Origin of the sequence: Pseudomonas sp. PDM19 (assembly GCF_014852215.1) — a bacterium.
Lineage (GTDB): Bacteria > Pseudomonadota > Gammaproteobacteria > Pseudomonadales > Pseudomonadaceae > Pseudomonas.
Map to the genome: position 1 here is coordinate 255858 of NZ_JACVBG010000003.1, position 15685 is coordinate 271542.

At 66.9% G+C, this 15685-nt stretch carries 14 protein-coding genes; 2 read left to right on the plus strand and 12 right to left on the minus strand.

What is annotated here, in order from left to right; genetic code table 11:
* Positions 1 to 76: 76 nt before the first annotated feature.
* The 4 genes from acnD to IB273_RS17220 all read right to left on the minus strand — a co-directional run bounded on the left by acnD (position 77) and on the right by IB273_RS17220 (position 5692).
* Positions 77 to 2686 carry a Fe/S-dependent 2-methylisocitrate dehydratase AcnD gene (gene acnD, locus IB273_RS17205; RefSeq protein ID WP_167523258.1) on the minus strand — a complete coding sequence of 870 codons (2610 nt, stop codon included), beginning with the start codon at positions 2684 to 2686 and terminating at the stop codon, positions 77 to 79.
* A gap of 14 nt (positions 2687 to 2700) precedes the next feature.
* Complete coding sequence (prpC, locus tag IB273_RS17210) at positions 2701 to 3861, minus strand: 2-methylcitrate synthase (RefSeq protein WP_081517267.1); 1161 nt, start codon at positions 3859 to 3861, stop codon at positions 2701 to 2703.
* A gap of 224 nt (positions 3862 to 4085) precedes the next feature.
* Positions 4086 to 4973: a methylisocitrate lyase gene (gene prpB / locus IB273_RS17215; protein WP_081517268.1), complete on the minus strand. Its 888-nt coding sequence runs from the start codon at positions 4971 to 4973 to the stop codon at positions 4086 to 4088.
* A complete protein-coding gene (locus IB273_RS17220; RefSeq protein ID WP_081517269.1) occupies positions 4970 to 5692 on the minus strand; it encodes a GntR family transcriptional regulator in 723 nt (240 codons plus the stop codon). Before IB273_RS17220 ends, prpB begins: the two co-directional genes overlap by 4 nt.
* Before the next feature lie 244 nt (positions 5693 to 5936).
* On the opposite strand from IB273_RS17220, the gene IB273_RS17225 reads away from it, so the two are divergent.
* Positions 5937 to 6548, plus strand: a complete 612-nt coding sequence (locus IB273_RS17225; RefSeq protein WP_192224620.1) for a class I SAM-dependent methyltransferase — start codon at positions 5937 to 5939, stop codon at positions 6546 to 6548.
* On the opposite strand, the gene IB273_RS17230 is transcribed toward IB273_RS17225, so the two are convergent.
* The 3 genes from IB273_RS17230 to IB273_RS17240 all read right to left on the minus strand — a co-directional run bounded on the left by IB273_RS17230 (position 6527) and on the right by IB273_RS17240 (position 8160).
* A complete protein-coding gene (locus IB273_RS17230; RefSeq protein ID WP_081517271.1) occupies positions 6527 to 6784 on the minus strand; it encodes a hypothetical protein in 258 nt (85 codons plus the stop codon). The two genes, IB273_RS17225 and IB273_RS17230, sit on opposite strands and share 22 nt — an antisense overlap.
* A gap of 121 nt (positions 6785 to 6905) precedes the next feature.
* Positions 6906 to 7148 (minus strand): hypothetical protein, encoded by a 243-nt coding sequence (locus IB273_RS17235; protein ID WP_081517272.1) that lies wholly within the window; start codon positions 7146 to 7148, stop codon positions 6906 to 6908.
* Between the two features lie 118 nt (positions 7149 to 7266).
* Positions 7267 to 8160: an NAD(P)H-binding protein gene (locus tag IB273_RS17240; protein WP_192224621.1), complete on the minus strand. Its 894-nt coding sequence runs from the start codon at positions 8158 to 8160 to the stop codon at positions 7267 to 7269.
* 168 nt (positions 8161 to 8328) lie between these two features.
* On the opposite strand from IB273_RS17240, the gene IB273_RS17245 reads away from it, so the two are divergent.
* Positions 8329 to 9297 (plus strand): AraC family transcriptional regulator, encoded by a 969-nt coding sequence (locus tag IB273_RS17245; RefSeq protein ID WP_192224622.1) that lies wholly within the window; start codon positions 8329 to 8331, stop codon positions 9295 to 9297.
* 190 nt (positions 9298 to 9487) lie between these two features.
* Here the strand turns inward: IB273_RS17245 and IB273_RS17250 are convergent, their stop codons facing one another.
* The 5 genes from IB273_RS17250 to ggt all read right to left on the minus strand — a co-directional run bounded on the left by IB273_RS17250 (position 9488) and on the right by ggt (position 15607).
* Complete coding sequence (locus tag IB273_RS17250) at positions 9488 to 9937, minus strand: hypothetical protein (RefSeq protein WP_192224623.1); 450 nt, start codon at positions 9935 to 9937, stop codon at positions 9488 to 9490.
* Positions 9938 to 10051: 114 nt separating this feature from the next.
* Positions 10052 to 10591 carry an SMI1/KNR4 family protein gene (locus IB273_RS17255; RefSeq protein ID WP_192224624.1) on the minus strand — a complete coding sequence of 180 codons (540 nt, stop codon included), beginning with the start codon at positions 10589 to 10591 and terminating at the stop codon, positions 10052 to 10054.
* Between the two features lie 47 nt (positions 10592 to 10638).
* The gene (locus IB273_RS17260) at positions 10639 to 11964 is read right to left on the minus strand and encodes a sigma-54-dependent transcriptional regulator (protein WP_081517278.1); all 1326 of its coding nucleotides are present in this window, start codon (positions 11962 to 11964) and stop codon (positions 10639 to 10641) included.
* Positions 11961 to 13853 (minus strand): sensor histidine kinase, encoded by a 1893-nt coding sequence (locus tag IB273_RS17265; RefSeq protein ID WP_192225048.1) that lies wholly within the window; start codon positions 13851 to 13853, stop codon positions 11961 to 11963. The genes IB273_RS17260 and IB273_RS17265 overlap by 4 nt, the downstream gene beginning before the upstream one ends.
* An 80-nt stretch (positions 13854 to 13933) precedes the next feature.
* Complete coding sequence (ggt, locus tag IB273_RS17270; protein WP_192224625.1) at positions 13934 to 15607, minus strand: gamma-glutamyltransferase; 1674 nt, start codon at positions 15605 to 15607, stop codon at positions 13934 to 13936.
* Positions 15608 to 15685: the final 78 nt, after the last annotated feature.

The following is a 15685-nucleotide window of genomic DNA, read 5'->3' on the forward strand; positions in this document are numbered from 1 at the left end:
GGAGGCCGATCGCGGGCATGGCCCGCTCCTACAGGGTTCGATCCGGCACGCCGCGAGGCGTGCCGGAGCCTTCACATCACGCCACGGACGACTCGAGGAAGTCCTTGGCGAAGCGCTGCAGCACGCCGCCGGCGTTGTACACCTTCACTTCGGCGGCGGTGTCCAGGCGGCAGGTGACCGGGACTTCGACCACTTCACCATTGCGGCGATTGACCACCAGGGTCAGGTCGCAGCGCGGCGAGACGTCGCCTTTGATGTCGTAGGTCTCGGTGCCGTCCAGGCCCAGGGTCAGGCGGGTGGTGCCCGGCTTGAACTCCACCGGCAGCACGCCCATGCCCACCAGGTTGGTGCGGTGGATGCGCTCGAAGCCTTCGGCCACGATCACTTCCACGCCCGCCAGGCGAACGCCCTTGGCCGCCCAGTCGCGGGACGAGCCCTGGCCGTAGTCGGCGCCGGCCACGATGATCAGGTTCTGCTTGCGGTTCATGTAGGTTTCGATGGCTTCCCACATGCGCATCACCTTGCCTTCCGGTTCCACGCGGGCCAGCGAGCCCTTCTTCACTTCCCCGTTGACCACGGCCATTTCGTTGACCAGCTGCGGGTTGGCGAAGGTGGCGCGCTGGGCGGTCAGGTGGTCGCCGCGGTGGGTGGCGTAGGAGTTGAAGTCCTCCTCCGGCAGGCCCATTTTCGCCAGGTATTCGCCGGCCGCGCTGTCCAGCAGGATGGCGTTGGACGGCGACAGGTGGTCGGTGGTGATGTTGTCCGGCAGGATCGCCAGCGGCAGCATGCCCTTGAGGGTGCGTTCACCCGCGAGTGCGCCTTCCCAGTACGGCGGGCGGCGGATGTAGGTGGACATCGGACGCCAGTCGTACAGCGGGCTTTCGGCTTCCTGCACGCTGCCCAGGTCGAACATCGGGATGTAGACCTGCTTGAACTGCTCGGGCTTGACGCTGGCGGCGACGATGGCGTCGATCTCTTCGTCGGACGGCCAGAGGTCCTTCAGGGTGACGGGGTTGCCGTCCTTGTCGGTGCCCAGCGGGTCCTGCTCGATGTCGAAGCGCACGGTGCCGGCGATGGCGTAGGCGACCACAAGCGGCGGCGAGGCGAGGAAGGCCTGCTTGGCGTACGGGTGGATACGCCCGTCGAAGTTGCGGTTGCCCGAGAGCACGGCAGTGGCGTACAGGTCGCGGTCGATGATCTCTTTCTGGATCACCGGGTCCAGCGCGCCGGACATGCCGTTACAGGTGGTGCAGGCATAGGCGACGATGCCGAAGCCGAGCTTCTCCAGCTCCGGCAGCAGGCCGGCTTCTTCCAGGTACAGCTTGGCGACTTTCGAACCCGGCGCGAAGGAGGTTTTCACCCACGGCTTGCGCAGCATGCCCAGCGCATTGGCCTTCTTCGCCACCAGGCCGGCGGCGATGACGTTGCGCGGGTTGGAGGTGTTGGTGCAGCTGGTGATGGCGGCGATGATCACCGCGCCGTCGGGCATCAGGCCCTGGGCTTCTTCACCCTTGCCTTCCTGCAGCTTGGCTTCGTCGGCGATGCCGCGCTCGGCCAGTGCCGAAGTCGGCAGGCGGCGGTGTGGGTTGGACGGGCCGGCCATGTTGCGCACGACGCTGCCCAGGTCGAACTCCAGCACGCGTTCGTACTCGGCGGTTTCCAGAGCGCTGCTCCACAGGCCGAGGGTCTTCGCGTAGTTCTCCACCAGCTCCACCTGCTCGGGCTCGCGGCCGGTGAGCTTGAGGTAGTCGATGGTCTGGCCGTCGATGTAGAACATCGAGGCGGTGGCGCCGTATTCCGGGCACATGTTGGAGATGGTCGCGCGGTCGCCGATGGTCAGGCTGTCGGCCCCCTCGCCGAAGAACTCGACGTAGGCGCCGACCACGCGCTCCTTGCGCAGGAACTCGGTGATCGCCAGGACGATGTCGGTGGCGGTGATGCCCGGCTTGCGCTTGCCGGTGAGCTTGACGCCGACGATGTCGGGCAGGCGCATCATCGACGGGTGGCCGAGCATCACGGTCTCGGCTTCGAGGCCGCCGACGCCGATGGCGATCACGCCCAGGGCATCCACGTGCGGGGTGTGCGAGTCGGTGCCGACGCAGGTGTCGGGGAACGCAATGCCGCCGCGCGCCTGGATCACCGGGCTCATTTTCTCCAGGTTGATCTGGTGCATGATGCCGTTGCCGGCCGGGATCACATCGACGTTCTTGAACGCGGTCTTGGTCCAGTCGATGAAGTGGAAGCGGTCCTCGTTGCGGCGATCCTCGATGGCGCGGTTCTTTTCGAACGCGTCCGGGTCGAAGCCTGCGGCTTCCACGGCCAGCGAGTGGTCGACGATCAGCTGGGTCGGCACCACCGGGTTGACCTTGGACGGATCGCCACCTTTCTCGGCGATGGCGTCACGCAGGCCGGCGAGGTCGACCAGCGCGGTCTGGCCGAGAATGTCGTGGCAGACCACGCGCGCAGGGTACCAGGGGAAGTCGAGGTCGCGCTTGCGGTAGACCAGTTGTTCCAGCGAGGCGGTCAGGTCCGCCGGCTCGCAGCGGCGCACCAGCTGTTCGGCCAGCACGCGGGAGGTGTAGGGGAGCTTGTCCCAGGCGCCGGCCTGGATCGCCTCGACCGCCTCGCGGGCGTCGAAGTAATCCAGCGCGGTGCCGGGCAGGCGCTTGCGGAATTGGCTGTTCACGGTGGCGTTCATAGTTATTTACGGTCCTTGAGCGGCACAAACTTCAGGTCTTCAGGGCCTGTGTAGTTGGCGCTCGGGCGGATGATCTTGCCGTCGATGCGTTGCTCGATGACGTGGGCGGACCAGCCGGCGGTGCGGGCGATGACGAACAGCGGGGTGAACATCGCGGTGGGCACGCCCATCATGTGGTAGCTCACGGCGCTGAACCAATCGAGGTTGGGGAACATCTTCTTGATGTCCCACATGATGGTTTCCAGGCGCTCGGCGATGTCATACATCTTGGTGTTGGACTGCTCGTTCGACAGCTGGTGAGCGACTTCCTTGATCACCTTGTTGCGCGGGTCGGACACGGTGTAGACCGGGTGGCCGAAGCCGATCACGACTTCCTTCTTCTCGACGCGGGCGCGGATGTCGGCCTCGGCTTCGTCCGGGTTGTCGTAGCGCTTCTGGATCTCGAAGGCCACTTCGTTGGCGCCGCCGTGTTTCGGGCCGCGCAGCGCGCCGATGGCGCCGGCGATGCAGGAGAACATGTCCGAGCCGGTGCCGGCGATCACGCGGGAGGTGAAGGTGGAGGCGTTGAACTCGTGCTCGGCGTACAGGTTGAGCGAGGTGTGCATGGCGCGCACCCACGACTCGCGGGGCTTCTCACCGTGCAGCAGGTGCAGGAAGTGGCCGCCGATGGAGTCGTCGTCGGTCTCGACGTCGATGCGCTTGCCGTTGTGGCTGAAGTGGTACCAGTAGAGCAGCGCGGAGCCCAGGGAAGCCATCAGCTTGTCGGCGATGTCGCGGGCGCCCGGGTGGTTGTGGTCGTCCTTCTCCGGCGACAGGCAGCCGAGCACGGATACGGCGGTGCGCATCACGTCCATCGGGTGGGCCGAGGGCGGCAGGGTTTCCAGGGCGGCCTTGACGCCGGCCGGCAGGCCGCGCAGGGCTTTCAGCTTGGCCTTGTAGCCGGCCAGTTCGGCGGCGTTGGGCAGCTTGCCGTGGACCAGCAGGTGGGCGATTTCCTCGAAGTCGCAGCGGTTGGCGAAATCCAGGACGTCATAGCCACGGTAGTGCAGGTCGTTGCCGGTACGGCCGACGGTGCACAGGGCAGTGTTGCCAGCGGCGGTGCCACTCAGGGCCACGGACTTCTTCGGCTTGAAGCCGGTGGTGGTTTCTGCGGTAGCGCTCATCGCGTGTCTCCTCATCAAATCCGGTTGCTTGTTCTTGTCCCCCGGCATGGGCCGAGGTTTCGGTTCGAATCTGGTTGGCGGATAACGCCTGCGGCGTTATGCGCCCTACGGTGCATCAGGTCTGGAGTAGGGCGAATAACGCGAAGCGTTATCCGCCGTCACAGCCACATGGTGGATAACGCCAGGGGCGTTATGCACCCTACATAAGGTTCAGGCTCGCGCGCTCACTTCTTGCCAGCAGCGAACAGCGCGTCGAGCTTCTGCTCGAAGGCGTGGTAGCCGATGCGGTCGTACAGCTCGGCACGGGTCTGCATCAGTTCGATCACGTTCTGCTGGTGACCTTCCTGGCGGATCGCGGTGTACACGGCTTCGGCGGCCTTGTTGGCGGCGCGGAAGGCCGACAGCGGATACAGCTGGATGGCCACGCCGACCGAGGCCAGCTCGTCGCGGGTGAACAGCGGGGTGGCGCCGAACTCGGTGATGTTGGCCAGGATCGGCACGTTCAGCGCATCGACGAAGCGCTTGTAGGTCGGCAGGTCGTAGGCGGCTTCGGCGAAGATCGCATCGGCGCCGGCCTCGACGTAGCGCAGGCAGCGCTCGATGGCGGCGTCCACGCCTTCGGCCTGGATGGCGTCGGTGCGGGCGATGAGGAAGAAGTCCGGGTCGGTCTTGGCGTCGGCGGCGGCTTTCACGCGGTCAGCCATTTCCTCGACGGAGACGATTTCCTTGCCCGGACGGTGACCGCAGCGCTTGGCGCCAACCTGGTCTTCGATGTGGGCAGCGGCGGCGCCGGCCTTGATCAGGTTCTTGACGGTGCGCTCGATGTTGAAGGCGCTGGGGCCGAAGCCGGTGTCGATGTCCACCAGCAGCGGCAGGTCGCAGACGTCGGTGATGCGGCGAACGTCGGTGAGCACGTCGTCCAGGGTGTTGATGCCCAGGTCCGGCAGGCCGAGGGAGCCCGCCGCCACGCCGCCACCGGAGAGGTAGATGGCCTTGAAGCCGGCGCGCTTGGCCAGCAGGGCGTGGTTGGCGTTGATCGCGCCGATCACCTGCAGCGGCTTTTCTTCGGCAAGGGCTTCACGGAAACGTTGGCCGGCGGTCTTGTTGCTCATTGTTCACCTCGTTCGTTGGCTGTCTTGGCTTGGGCGTCCAGGTAGTGACGCTCCATATTGCGTTTCGAGGCGCCGATGTGACGGCGCATCAGCAACTCGGCCAGTTCGCCGTCACGATCGGCGATGGCATCGAGAATCCGGTGGTGCTCGGAGAAGGCCTGGCGCGGGCGGTTGGGCGTCGCCGAGAACTGCAGGCGGTACATGCGCACGAGCTGGTACAGCTCGCCGCAGAGCATGCGGGTGAGGGTGCGGTTGCCGCTGCCCTGGATGATCCTGTAGTGGAAGTCGTAGTCGCCTTCCTGCTGGTAGTAGCCACGGCCGGCCTGGAACGCCTCGTCGCGCTCGTGGGTGTCGAGCACCCGGCGCAGCTCGTCGATCTCGGCCTGGCTCATGCGCTCGGCGGCGAGACGGCAGGCCATGCCTTCGAGGGATTCGCGGATCTCGTAGAGCTCCAGCAGCTCCTCGTGACTGAGCGAAACCACCCGCGCGCCGACGTGCGGCACGCGCACCAGCAGCTTCTGGCCTTCCAGGCGGTGGATCGCCTCGCGCAGCGGGCCGCGGCTGATGCCGTAGGTGCGCGCCAGCTCCGGCTCGGAAATCTTGCTGCCGGGGGCGATCTCGCCCTTGACGATGGCCGACTGGATCTTGCGGAACACGTGTTCCGACAGGGTCTCGCCGTCGTCGCTGGCAGGAGTGGGGAGAATCAGGCTATCGCTCATGGTGTCGACAATCTTCTTGATGTGCGGCGAAAGCTACCCCTGGAAAAGCCTTCGGTCAATCAAGAACTGATGAATTGTCGACAATCGTCTAATGGGGACCGTTGGTTATGCCGAGGCGGGCGCCTCGCTGGGGGCCGCTGTACGGGAGAATGGTGCGCGAGAATGGCGGATATCCCCTCGTCGGCCGCTGTGCCGGCACGCTGCAGGCCCGCTAGGATCGGGGGAAACGCCGGAAGAACTGCCCATGCAACTCTATGACCGCTATGTGCTGCCCCGACTGATCGACTTCGCCTGTGGCATGGGTGATGTGATGAAGCAGCGTTCGCTGCTGGTGCCCCGTGCGCGCGGGCGGGTGCTGGAGATCGGCATGGGCACCGGCCTGAACCTGTCGTTCTACGATCCGGCGAAAGTGTCGACAATCGTTGGCGTCGACCCGGCGGCGCAGATGCAGAAGCTCGCCCGCAGTCGTGCCGAGGCGATCGGCATTCCGGTGGATATGGTGGCGCTGGAGCTGGGGCAGATTCGTGCCGACGCCGGCAGCTTCGACAGCATCGTCTGCACCTTCACCCTGTGCAGCATCCCCGATGCGGTCGCGGCGCTGAGGGAAATGCGCCGGGTACTCAAGCCCGGCGGCGAGTTTCTCTTCTGCGAGCATGGCCTGGCGCCGGATGCCGGCGTGCGCGCCTGGCAGCACCGCCTGACGCCGGTCTGGAAGCCGTTGGCCGGCGGCTGCCACCTGGACCGCGATATGCCGGCGCTGATCGAGTCCGGCGGTTTCCACCTGCGCGAACTGATCCAGGACTACCTGCCGGGGCCGCGGCCGATGACCTACGTTTACCGTGGCATGGCCGACTGACGCGCGGGCAGGCGGTCGAGCACCTCGATGCTGAGGATGTAGGCGCTGCGCACGTAGAGGTCTTCCGGGCGTTCGAGCAAACCCATGTCCGACTGGCAGTCGTTCATGCGCACCACGAAAGGCGCGTCGCCGTCGCACAGCGCGCTGTAGTCCCCCTGGCTGATCCAGCCCTGGAGCACAGAGGACTCGCGGTTGTGCGCGCGAACCACGACTTCGACCTTGAGCTGATTGTCCATTGCCACGTCACTCCACGGCGGGGAAAGAGGTGGCAGACCTTAACGTCCGTCCTGAATGGTCTCTGTCAGGTTGTTCTGAATGGCCTGTGGGACTATCCCCCGAGTGTCCGGCCCGCGTGCTTCAGGCCACCCACTCGGACGGAGTCACGTTGAGAATGTGCGTGCCGCGCAGGAACATGTCCTGCACCGGGATGGCCGGGCAGTGGCGGCTCCGGCAGTTGCCCAGGCGCACCTCGAAGGGCATGGGGCCATCGCGCAGGGCGAGGTAGTCCTCGCGGCTGATGCGGCCATGGAGGATGCGCTGCGGGCGGTAGGGAGACCAGGTCTCCACATCGACCCAGAGACTGTCGGGAGCGTGGTTCATGGCGGATGATCCGGCTGAATAGAAGGGCGAGTACTCTAGACAGCGGACCAGCGCCAAATTCATCAGAGCCTTCCGAGATATTTGTAGGAATTTATTTTTGGCTGACTGACGGCCCCGCTTACGGCAAGGCCCGATAGGCTTCGGCCCAGGCTTGGGCGAAGTCCTCGAAGCGTGTCGCCGTGGTGTTGCGAGCCGAGCGCGCCTCCTGCGCCCGAACCCGTCCGCTGCTGATCGCCTCGCCCAGCTCTGCGTAGCACGCGGCGACGCTGGCGGAACAACCGGCTTCCCGCAGCGCGGCGGCCAGCTCCGGCGGCGATACCGGCACGTACGGCAGGTCAGGCCGGCCGATGGCGGAGCCCAGCAGCCGGGTTGCCTGGGCGTAGCTGATATCGCGCTGGCCGAGTACCTCGCGGGTCACGCGGCCCTGCCAGTCGCGCTCCAGCAGGGCGCAGCTGGCGGCGTCGGCGACATCGCGGCTGGCGACCATCGGTACCGGAACATCCGGCGCCACCGCATCGCTGTAGCAGTCGTAGGCGCGGACGATCTCCAGTGCGCCATACAGGTTCTCGAACAGCGCGCCGGAACGCAGCATCAGCACATCCACCTCCGGCGGCAGCAGGCGCAGCCGCTGCTCCTGGTCATGCATGCTGATGATCGGCCCGGTGCCGGCGGGCACCTCGGCGCCCACGCTGCTCAGGAACACCACCCGGCGCACGCCGCTGGTGCCGATCGCGGAGAGGATCGCCTCGCCCTGGGCAGCCTGCTGCTGGCGGTAGTCCTCGGTATCCGGGCCGTAGGCGAGCAGGGTGTAGATCGCTTCCGAGCCGTGGAAGGCTTCGCTGAGGAAGGCGGCGTCGTGCGGCTCGCCCACCGCGATCTGCGCGCCGGCGGCAGCCAGCGGCGCCAGGCGCTCGGCATTGCGGCCCAGGGCGCGGACGGGTACGCCGGCTTCCAGCAGGGTCTGGCAGATTCTCGAACCGGTGCGGCCGGTGGCTCCCATTACGGTGATCATGGCGGTGTCCTCGCTGTTGGCCGTCCCGCGGCGCCCGCCGTGGGTTAGTTGGCCTGGGTGCAGTCTCCTGCCAGAACGCTGGACGGTTAATGCCTGAAAATCGCCGCTTCATGCTCATTCGTCCAGAGGTGCTGGACGTTGCCGAACTGCCGGACCAGTCTCAGGAGCATGAACACTCCTACCGCCATTCCAGACCTGACCGACGCCTGGGCTTCCACTGATCCCCTGGGCGAGGCCCTGCATTTCCTGCGCATGAGCGGCACCTTCTATTGCCGCTCGGAGTTCAGCGCGCCCTGGGGGTTGGACCTGCCGGCCATGCCACAGTGCCTGATGTTCCATGTGCTGACCGTCGGCGAGTGCTGGCTGGAAGCCGAAGGCGACGAGCCGCGCCGGCTGGCGCCGGGCGATCTGGTGCTGGTGCCCCACGGCGAGGGCCACCGGCTGGTGAGCGCGCCGGGGGACGCGGCGGCGGGATTGTTCGACCTGCCGCGCGCCTACGCCAGCGACCGCTACGAAGTGCTGCGCCAGGGCGGAGGCGGGGAGACGACGGCGATGATCTGCGGCGCCGTGCGCTTCGACCATCCCGCCGCGCTGCAACTGGTGCGTCTGCTGCCGCGCGTGCTGGAGGCGCAGGTGCGCGATCCCGGCCAGCGCGACTGGCTGATGAGCACCCTGCAATTGATGGAGAACGAGGCACGGGCCATGCGCCCCGGCGGCGAAACGGTGATCACCCGGCTGGCCGACATCCTGGTGATTCAGGCCATCCGCGCCTGGATCGAGCAGGACCCGGCTGCACAGACCGGCTGGCTCGGCGCCCTGCAGGACCGCCAGTTGGGCCGCGCGCTGAGCCTGATCCACCGTGACCCCGCGCGGGATTGGAGTCTCGCCTCCCTGGCTGGCGCGGCGGCGATGTCGCGCTCCGCCTTCGCTGCGCGCTTCGCCGAAAAGGTCGGCATGCCGGCCATGCACTACGTCACTCGCTGGCGCATGCATGTGGCGCTGAGCTGGTTGCAGGAGCGGGAGATCTCTGTGGCCGAACTGGCCGAGCGCCTCGGCTACCAGTCCGAGGCGGCGTTCAGCCGGGCGTTCAAACGGTTCATTGGCGTGTCGCCGGGAAGCGTGCGGCGCAGCCTGTAGGAGCGCGCCTTGCGCGCGATCGCGGGCATGGCCCGCTCCTACAGGTTGATCCCGGTGCTGACGGTCTGCTGCCCCGTAGGGCGCATAACGCGCCAGCGTTATCCGCCGCGAGGCTTCGGCGCATAACCTGTTCCAGGTTATGCGCTCTACGTCTCTACCGGCGGCAGGCGCGGCCCGCCAAGGGGTGGGTTCAGAGCTGGATATCGTCGCGGATCAGCACGCAGGTGCAGCCGTCTTCGTCTTCGCGCCAGTCGTGGAGGAAGTACATCTGGATCTTGCCGCCGTCCATCACCGCCAGGTAGTCGCCCACTTCCGGGACGAAGAAGGCGGAGGTGCCCGGCTGGGCTTCGCACTCGATGCGGACGCTGAAGAACAGCGCCGGGTCGACGTCGTCGAAGAAGTCTTCGCACTCGGCGGCGTCCCATTCCACGGGGGCTTCGAAGGGGCCGAGGAACAGTACCTTGGCGTCGCCCATGTCCAGTTCTTCGGCGTCCGGGTCGTTGTCGTCCGGGCGGTAGACGGTGGCGTCCAGCGCGTTGCTGTCGGCGAGGATGGCCTGGCGCGAGGCCATGCGCTGCTGCGGGTCGACGCCGGCATCGGCGCAGAGCTGGTTCCAGAGGGTTTCGGCTTGGGTGGACATGATGGCTCCCGCTCGTGCGGCCGGTTCAAAGGCCGATAGTGTCCGGGACGGCGGGGCAGAGATCAACGCCCTGCGTCAGCGCGACCGAGGTCGTGCTGGCGCATCACGATTCGCTCAGCGCGCGCTGATGCGGGTGCGCATCTGGTCCATGCGTTCGATCAGGCTGTCGACTTCCTGCTTGAACAGGTCGAGGAAATCGGTCGGCTCGCAGGTTTCCACCTCGTAGCCGTCGTACAGCGCGAGGCTGCCGTCGGCGCGGAAGCCGTAGTAGCGCGGATCGCTCTGGACCTTGAGCACCGGCACGAAGTCCTCGATGCCCTGGCTGCGGACTTCGGCCAGCTGCACGCTCAGGCTCAGCCACTCGGGGATGTCCTCGGCCAGCCCGAACACCAGCAGGCCGCGCCAGAAGGTCCAGGCCGGGCCGACGTCGAAGGCCTTGGCGGCAGGCCAGGACTCCTCCCGTGCGGTGATGTACAGGCCACCGAGTCTGGAGAGGGTCAGCAGGCGGAAGACCTCCGGCAGGGCGAAGCCCAGTTCCGCCTCAAAGCGCTCCAGGGCGGCGGGCTCGGCCTTGCCGGCCACCACTTCGAAGTGCTCGATCTCGATGGGTTCGAGAATCTTCCAGATGTCTTGCAGCAGAGCGTCTTCAGTCATTGCCAATCCTTTTCCGAGTGACTGTCAGTTGTGTGCGAGGCGCGCCGTCACAGGCCGTACTTCTTCACCTTGTCGAACAGCGTGGTCTTGGCCATGCCCAGTGCGTGCGCGGCCTGGCTGAGGTTGCCGGCGTGGCGTTCGAGGGCGGTGGACAGCAGGCTCTTCTCGAAGGCTTCCACGGCCTCGGCGAAGCGCGGCTCGCCGGAGTCCGGGCCGAGGTTGCCGCCGGCCAGTACCGGCAGGCCGAGGGCGAAACGTTCGGCGACGTTGCGCAGCTCGCGCACGTTGCCCGGCCAGTCGTGGGCCATCAGGGTGGCGGCGGTGGCGTTGTCGATGGCCGGAGCCGGCCGGTCGAAGCGCAGGGAGGACTGCTGCAGGAAATGCTCGAAGAGCATCAGGATGTCTTCGCGGCGTTCGCGCAGCGGCGGCAGGTTCAGGGTGATGACGTTGAGGCGGTAGTAGAGATCGCTGCGGAAGCTGCCTTCGCGGCCCATGGCGGCGAGGTCGGATTTGGTCGCGGCGATCACCCGGCAGTCCACGCGGATCAGTTCGTTGGAGCCCAGGCGTTCCAGCTGCTGTTCCTGCAGCACGCGCAGCAGCTTGATCTGCAGGTTCAGCGGCATGCTCTCGATCTCGTCGAGGAACAGGCTGCCGCCGTCGGCGTGCTCGATCTTGCCGATCCGGCGCTTGCCGGCGCCGGTGAAGGCATGGGCCTCGTGGCCGAAGATTTCGCTGTCGATCAGGCTTTCCGGCAGGCCACCGCAGTTGAGCGCGACGAAGGGTTTGGGCTGGCGCCGGCTGGAGTCGTGCAGGCAGCGCGCGACCAGTTCCTTGCCGGTGCCGGTCTCGCCTTCGATGAGCACGTTGGCGGAGGTGTCGGCGACATTGGCGATCAGTTCGCGCAGCGCCTGCATGGCCGGCGAGCGGCCGATCAGCCGGCTCTCCAGGGCCTGCTTGCCGGCGAGCTGGCGCCGCAGCTGGCTGACTTCACGGGTCAGCGCGCGCTGGGCGAGGGCGCGGCGCGCGGTGTCCACCAGCTTCTCGGGGGAGAAGGGTTTCTCCATGAAGTCGTAGGCGCCGTCGCGCATGGCCTTGACCGCCATGGCGATGTCGCCGTGGCCGGTGATCAGCACCACCGGCAGGCTGGGGTCGAGCGCCTTGAGTTTCTCCAGCAGTTGCAGGCCGTCCATGCCGGGCATGCGGATGTCGCTGACGACGATGCCGGGGAAGTCGACGCCGACCTTCTTCAGCGCTTCCTCGGCGCTGCCCACACTGTCGGTCTCGATGTCTTCCAGGGCCAGCGCCTGCTGGCAGCCGAGGCGCACGTGGGGGTCGTCCTCGACGATCAATACGCGCAGGGAAGGGTCGCTCATGCGGGTGTCTCCATGGCGGGCAGCAGCGGCAGGTTCAGCTCGAAGGCGGTGCCGCCGGCCTCCGGGTAGGCCACGCCGAGGCTGCCGCCGGCGGCGGTGGCGAGGCTGGCCGATAGGGTCAGGCCCAGGCCCAGGCCGAGTTCGCCGGGCTTGGTGGTGAAGAAGGGTTCGAACAGGTGCTGGCGCGCATCCTGCGGGATGCCGGGGCCGTTGTCGCGGACCACCAGACGGTAGTGGCCGTCGCCTTCGCTGCGGCCTTCCAGCCAGAGCTGGCGGTCGACCTGCGGGCCCATGGCGTCGAGGGCGTTGGCGATCAGGTTGACCAGGATCTGTTCCAGGCGCGTCTGGTCGATGGCCAGTTGCGCGTCGGGGTAGTCGCGGTGCAGGGTCACCGGCACTTCGGAGAGCCGCCCCTGCAGCACCATCACGGCGGCGTCCACCGCCTTGCTCAGGGTCGCCTGGCCGTGGTCGTCGGCGCGTCGGGCGAAGGCGCGCAGGCTGGCGGTGATGCGGCCCATGCGGTCGACCATTTCGGCGATGGCTTCGAGGTTGCTGCTGGCGACGTCCAGCTTGCCGCGTTCGAGGAAGCGCACGCTGTTGCTCGACAGGGTGCGCAGCGCCGCCAGCGGCTGGTTGAGTTCATGGGCGATGCTGGTGGACATCTGCCCGATCACCGCCAGCTTGCCGGCCTGGACCAGGCGGTCCTGGGCCTTGCGCAGGGTGTCCTCGGCCTGCCGGCGTTCGCGGATCTGCTCGCGCAGGTGCTGGTTGCTGGCGCGCAGGTCGGCGGTGCGGTCGGCGATGCGCCGCTCCAGGGCGTTGTTGGCCTGCTCCAGTGCCTCACGGGCGGCGAGGCGGGTGGCGATGACCTTGCGCCGCTCGTTCCAGGCGATCAGCAGGAAGGCGAACAGGGCGAAGCCGACGGCGGCCAGCACGCCGTGCATCAGTGCTTCGCGGCGCAGGTCGGCCAGTGGAGTGAGCAGGGTGAAGTTCCATGGCGTGTCGCTCAGGCTGCGCGTCTGCATCAGGTAGCTGAGCGGCTTGTGGCTGTCGGCGTGCTCGCCGGGCGGGAAGCTGATTTCCTCGACGCCCTCGCCCAGTGTCTGGCGTGACAGTGGCTGCCATTCGTTGAGCGCCCACCAGTAGTACTGCAGGCTGCGGGCGAGGCGTTCCTTGTCCTGGTCGCTGAGCGGGCGCACGGCCTTCAGGCGCAGGGCCGGATCGCTGGAGAGGATGATGATGCCGTTCTCGTCGCTGACGAAGGCTTGCAGGCGCGCCTTCTCCCAGCGTTCTTCGAGGGATTCCATGCGCACCTTGACCACCGCCACGCCGACGATCCTGCCGCCGTGAACCAGGCCGTGGGCGAGGTAGTAACCGGGCTCACCGGTGGTGCTGCCGATGCCGTAGAAGCGTCCGGGGCGGCCGTTCACCGCTTCCTGGAAATAGGCGCGGAAGGACAGGTCTTCACCCAGGTAGCTGTCGGCGTCCTGCCAGTTGCTGGTGGCCAGCACCCGGCCGGAGGTATCCAGCAGGTACACGGCGCGGCTGCCAGCGCGGCGGTTGAGGCCTTCCAGGTAATGGTTGACGCGGTCGCGGTGCAGCGGCGTCGGGTCCACCAGCAGGCGGCTGACGCTGCCTTCGAGTTCCAGCAGGCTGGGCAGGTAGGTGTAGCGGCTGATCTCGCTTTCCACGCCACGGGCGTGCAGTTCCAGCTGGCGTTCGCCGGTCTCGATCAGGGTGCGGGTGCCGGCGCCTTCGCTGATCAGGTAGCCGCCATAGCCGAAGCCCAGGGTGAGCAGGAGCAGGAGGAAGGGCAACAGGTAGTTGCGCACGAGGCGTGGCTTCACGGTGAGCGGCGGCGGCAGTGGGCTGGAAGCGCATTGCAGCACAGTCGCCGGGGCCGAACCAGCCCAACGCCGGGGGGCGGCGATGGACTGGCTCGGGTACCACACGGTGCGCGTCCGCAGGCTTAGGGTTTAACCACCATGCCGACGCCGCGGCCGCGCGGATCGGAGGCGGTTTCCAGCGCCTTGCCGTTCACACGGATGGCCTGGATGTCACCCATGTTCCAACCCTGGTCTTCCAGGGTGTAGCCCATGGCTTTGAGCTCGTCGGCAACCTTGCCGGTGAGCGGCGCGTATGCGTCGTAGTAGATGGTGTCCTTGGGCAGCAACTGGTGATGCACGCGCTGCGCGGCGACGGCTTTTTCCAGGGGCAGCTTGTAGTCGTAGACGTTGATCAGCACCTGGAAGATCGAGGTGAATATCCGCGAGCCGCCGGGGGTGCCCAGCACCAGGCTGACGTGGCCGTCGCGGGTGACGATGCTCGGGCTCATGGAGGAGAGCATGCGCTTGCCCGGCTCGATGGCGTTGGCGTCGCTGCCCACTACGCCAAAGGCGTTGGCCACGCCCGGCTTGGAGCTGAAGTCATCCATCTCGTCGTTGAGCAGGAAGCCGGCGCCCTTGACCACCACGCCGCTGCCGAAGTCCCAGTTGAGGGTGTAGGTGTTGCTGACGGCGTTGCCGTCCTTGTCGACGATGGAGAAGTGCGTGGTCTGGTGCGGCTCCAGGCCGGGACGGACTTTCTCGGTGGCCGAGATGGCGTCCGGGTCCACTTCTTTGGCGCGCTTGGCGATGTACTTGGGGTCGGTCAGCTGGGCCACCGGCACCTTGGAGAACTGCGGGTCGCCCAGGTAGTCGGCGCGGTCGGCGAACACGCGCTTCTCGATTTCCGCGAGCAGGTGGATGTACTTGGCGGAGTTCAGTTCCACACCCTTGAAGTCGGCGGCGCGCTGTTCCTTGATGCCGATCAGCTGGGCCAGGGCGATGCCGCCGGAGCTGGGCAGCGGCGCGGTGTAGAGGGTGTTGCCCTGCCAGTCGATGCGCATCGGCTCGCGCCACTTGGCTTGGTAGGTGGAGAGGTCATCTGCGGTGATCAGGCCGCCGTCCTGCTTCATCTGCGCGATCAGCAGCTTGGCGGTCTCGCCCTTGTAGAAGTCGTCCGGGCCCTTGTCGGCGATGCGCTCCAGGGTCTTGGCCAGCTCGGGCTGCTTGAAGGTCTCGCCCGGCTTCATGGTGCCGAAGTAGTCGCCGAAGTTGGTCTTGCCGTTGAACAGCGCGATGGCGTCCTGGCGGTACTGGTACTGCTGGTCGGCGACGCGGAAGCCGCTCTGCGCGTAGCCGATGGCCGGGGTCAGCAGCTCGCTCCACTTCAGCTTGCCGAAGCGCTTGTGCGCTTCCCACAGGCCCATCACGGTACCCGGCACGCCGGCGGCCTTGGCGCCGACCAGGCTGAGGTTCTCGATCACCTCGCCCTTGTCGTTCAGGTACATGGTCTTGGTCGCCGCCTTGGGGGCGATCTCGCGGTAGTCGAGGAAGTACGGCTTGCCGTCGACGTACAGGGTCATGAAGCCGCCGCCGCCGATGTTGCCGGCTTCGGGGTAGGTGACCGCGAGGGTGAAGGCGGTGGCGACCGCGGCGTCGACGGCATTGCCGCCTTTCTTGAGGATCTCGGCGGCGACCTTCGCACCGTACTGGTCGGGGGAGGCGACCGCGCCGCCGTCGAGGGTGACGGCGAACACCGAAGAACTCGCCGCGAGGATCGCGACGCCCAGGGGCAGCTTGCTGAAGTGGAACACGCGCATGGAACTTCCTTATTTATTCTTGTGCTTGCGGTGAGGTTGAACGCCCCGGCGAACCGGGGCCTTCGGGTGAATCAGAAC

Excerpts from the sequence above, each read along its gene's own strand:
- prpC (WP_081517267.1), bottom strand. The coding sequence starts at position 3,861 with ATGAGCGCTACCGCAGAAACCACCACCGGCTTCAAGCCGAAGAAGTCC.
- prpB (WP_081517268.1), bottom strand. The coding sequence starts at position 4,973 with ATGAGCAACAAGACCGCCGGCCAACGTTTCCGTGAAGCCCTTGCCGAA.
- IB273_RS17220 (WP_081517269.1), bottom strand. The coding sequence starts at position 5,692 with ATGAGCGATAGCCTGATTCTCCCCACTCCTGCCAGCGACGACGGCGAG.
- IB273_RS17225 (WP_192224620.1), top strand. The coding sequence starts at position 5,937 with ATGCAACTCTATGACCGCTATGTGCTGCCCCGACTGATCGACTTCGCC.
- IB273_RS17230 (WP_081517271.1), bottom strand. The coding sequence starts at position 6,784 with ATGGACAATCAGCTCAAGGTCGAAGTCGTGGTTCGCGCGCACAACCGC.
- IB273_RS17235 (WP_081517272.1), bottom strand. The coding sequence starts at position 7,148 with ATGAACCACGCTCCCGACAGTCTCTGGGTCGATGTGGAGACCTGGTCT.
- IB273_RS17240 (WP_192224621.1), bottom strand. The coding sequence starts at position 8,160 with ATGATCACCGTAATGGGAGCCACCGGCCGCACCGGTTCGAGAATCTGC.
- IB273_RS17245 (WP_192224622.1), top strand. The coding sequence starts at position 8,329 with ATGAACACTCCTACCGCCATTCCAGACCTGACCGACGCCTGGGCTTCC.
- IB273_RS17250 (WP_192224623.1), bottom strand. The coding sequence starts at position 9,937 with ATGTCCACCCAAGCCGAAACCCTCTGGAACCAGCTCTGCGCCGATGCC.
- IB273_RS17255 (WP_192224624.1), bottom strand. The coding sequence starts at position 10,591 with ATGACTGAAGACGCTCTGCTGCAAGACATCTGGAAGATTCTCGAACCC.
- IB273_RS17260 (WP_081517278.1), bottom strand. The coding sequence starts at position 11,964 with ATGAGCGACCCTTCCCTGCGCGTATTGATCGTCGAGGACGACCCCCAC.
- ggt (WP_192224625.1), bottom strand. The coding sequence starts at position 15,607 with ATGCGCGTGTTCCACTTCAGCAAGCTGCCCCTGGGCGTCGCGATCCTC.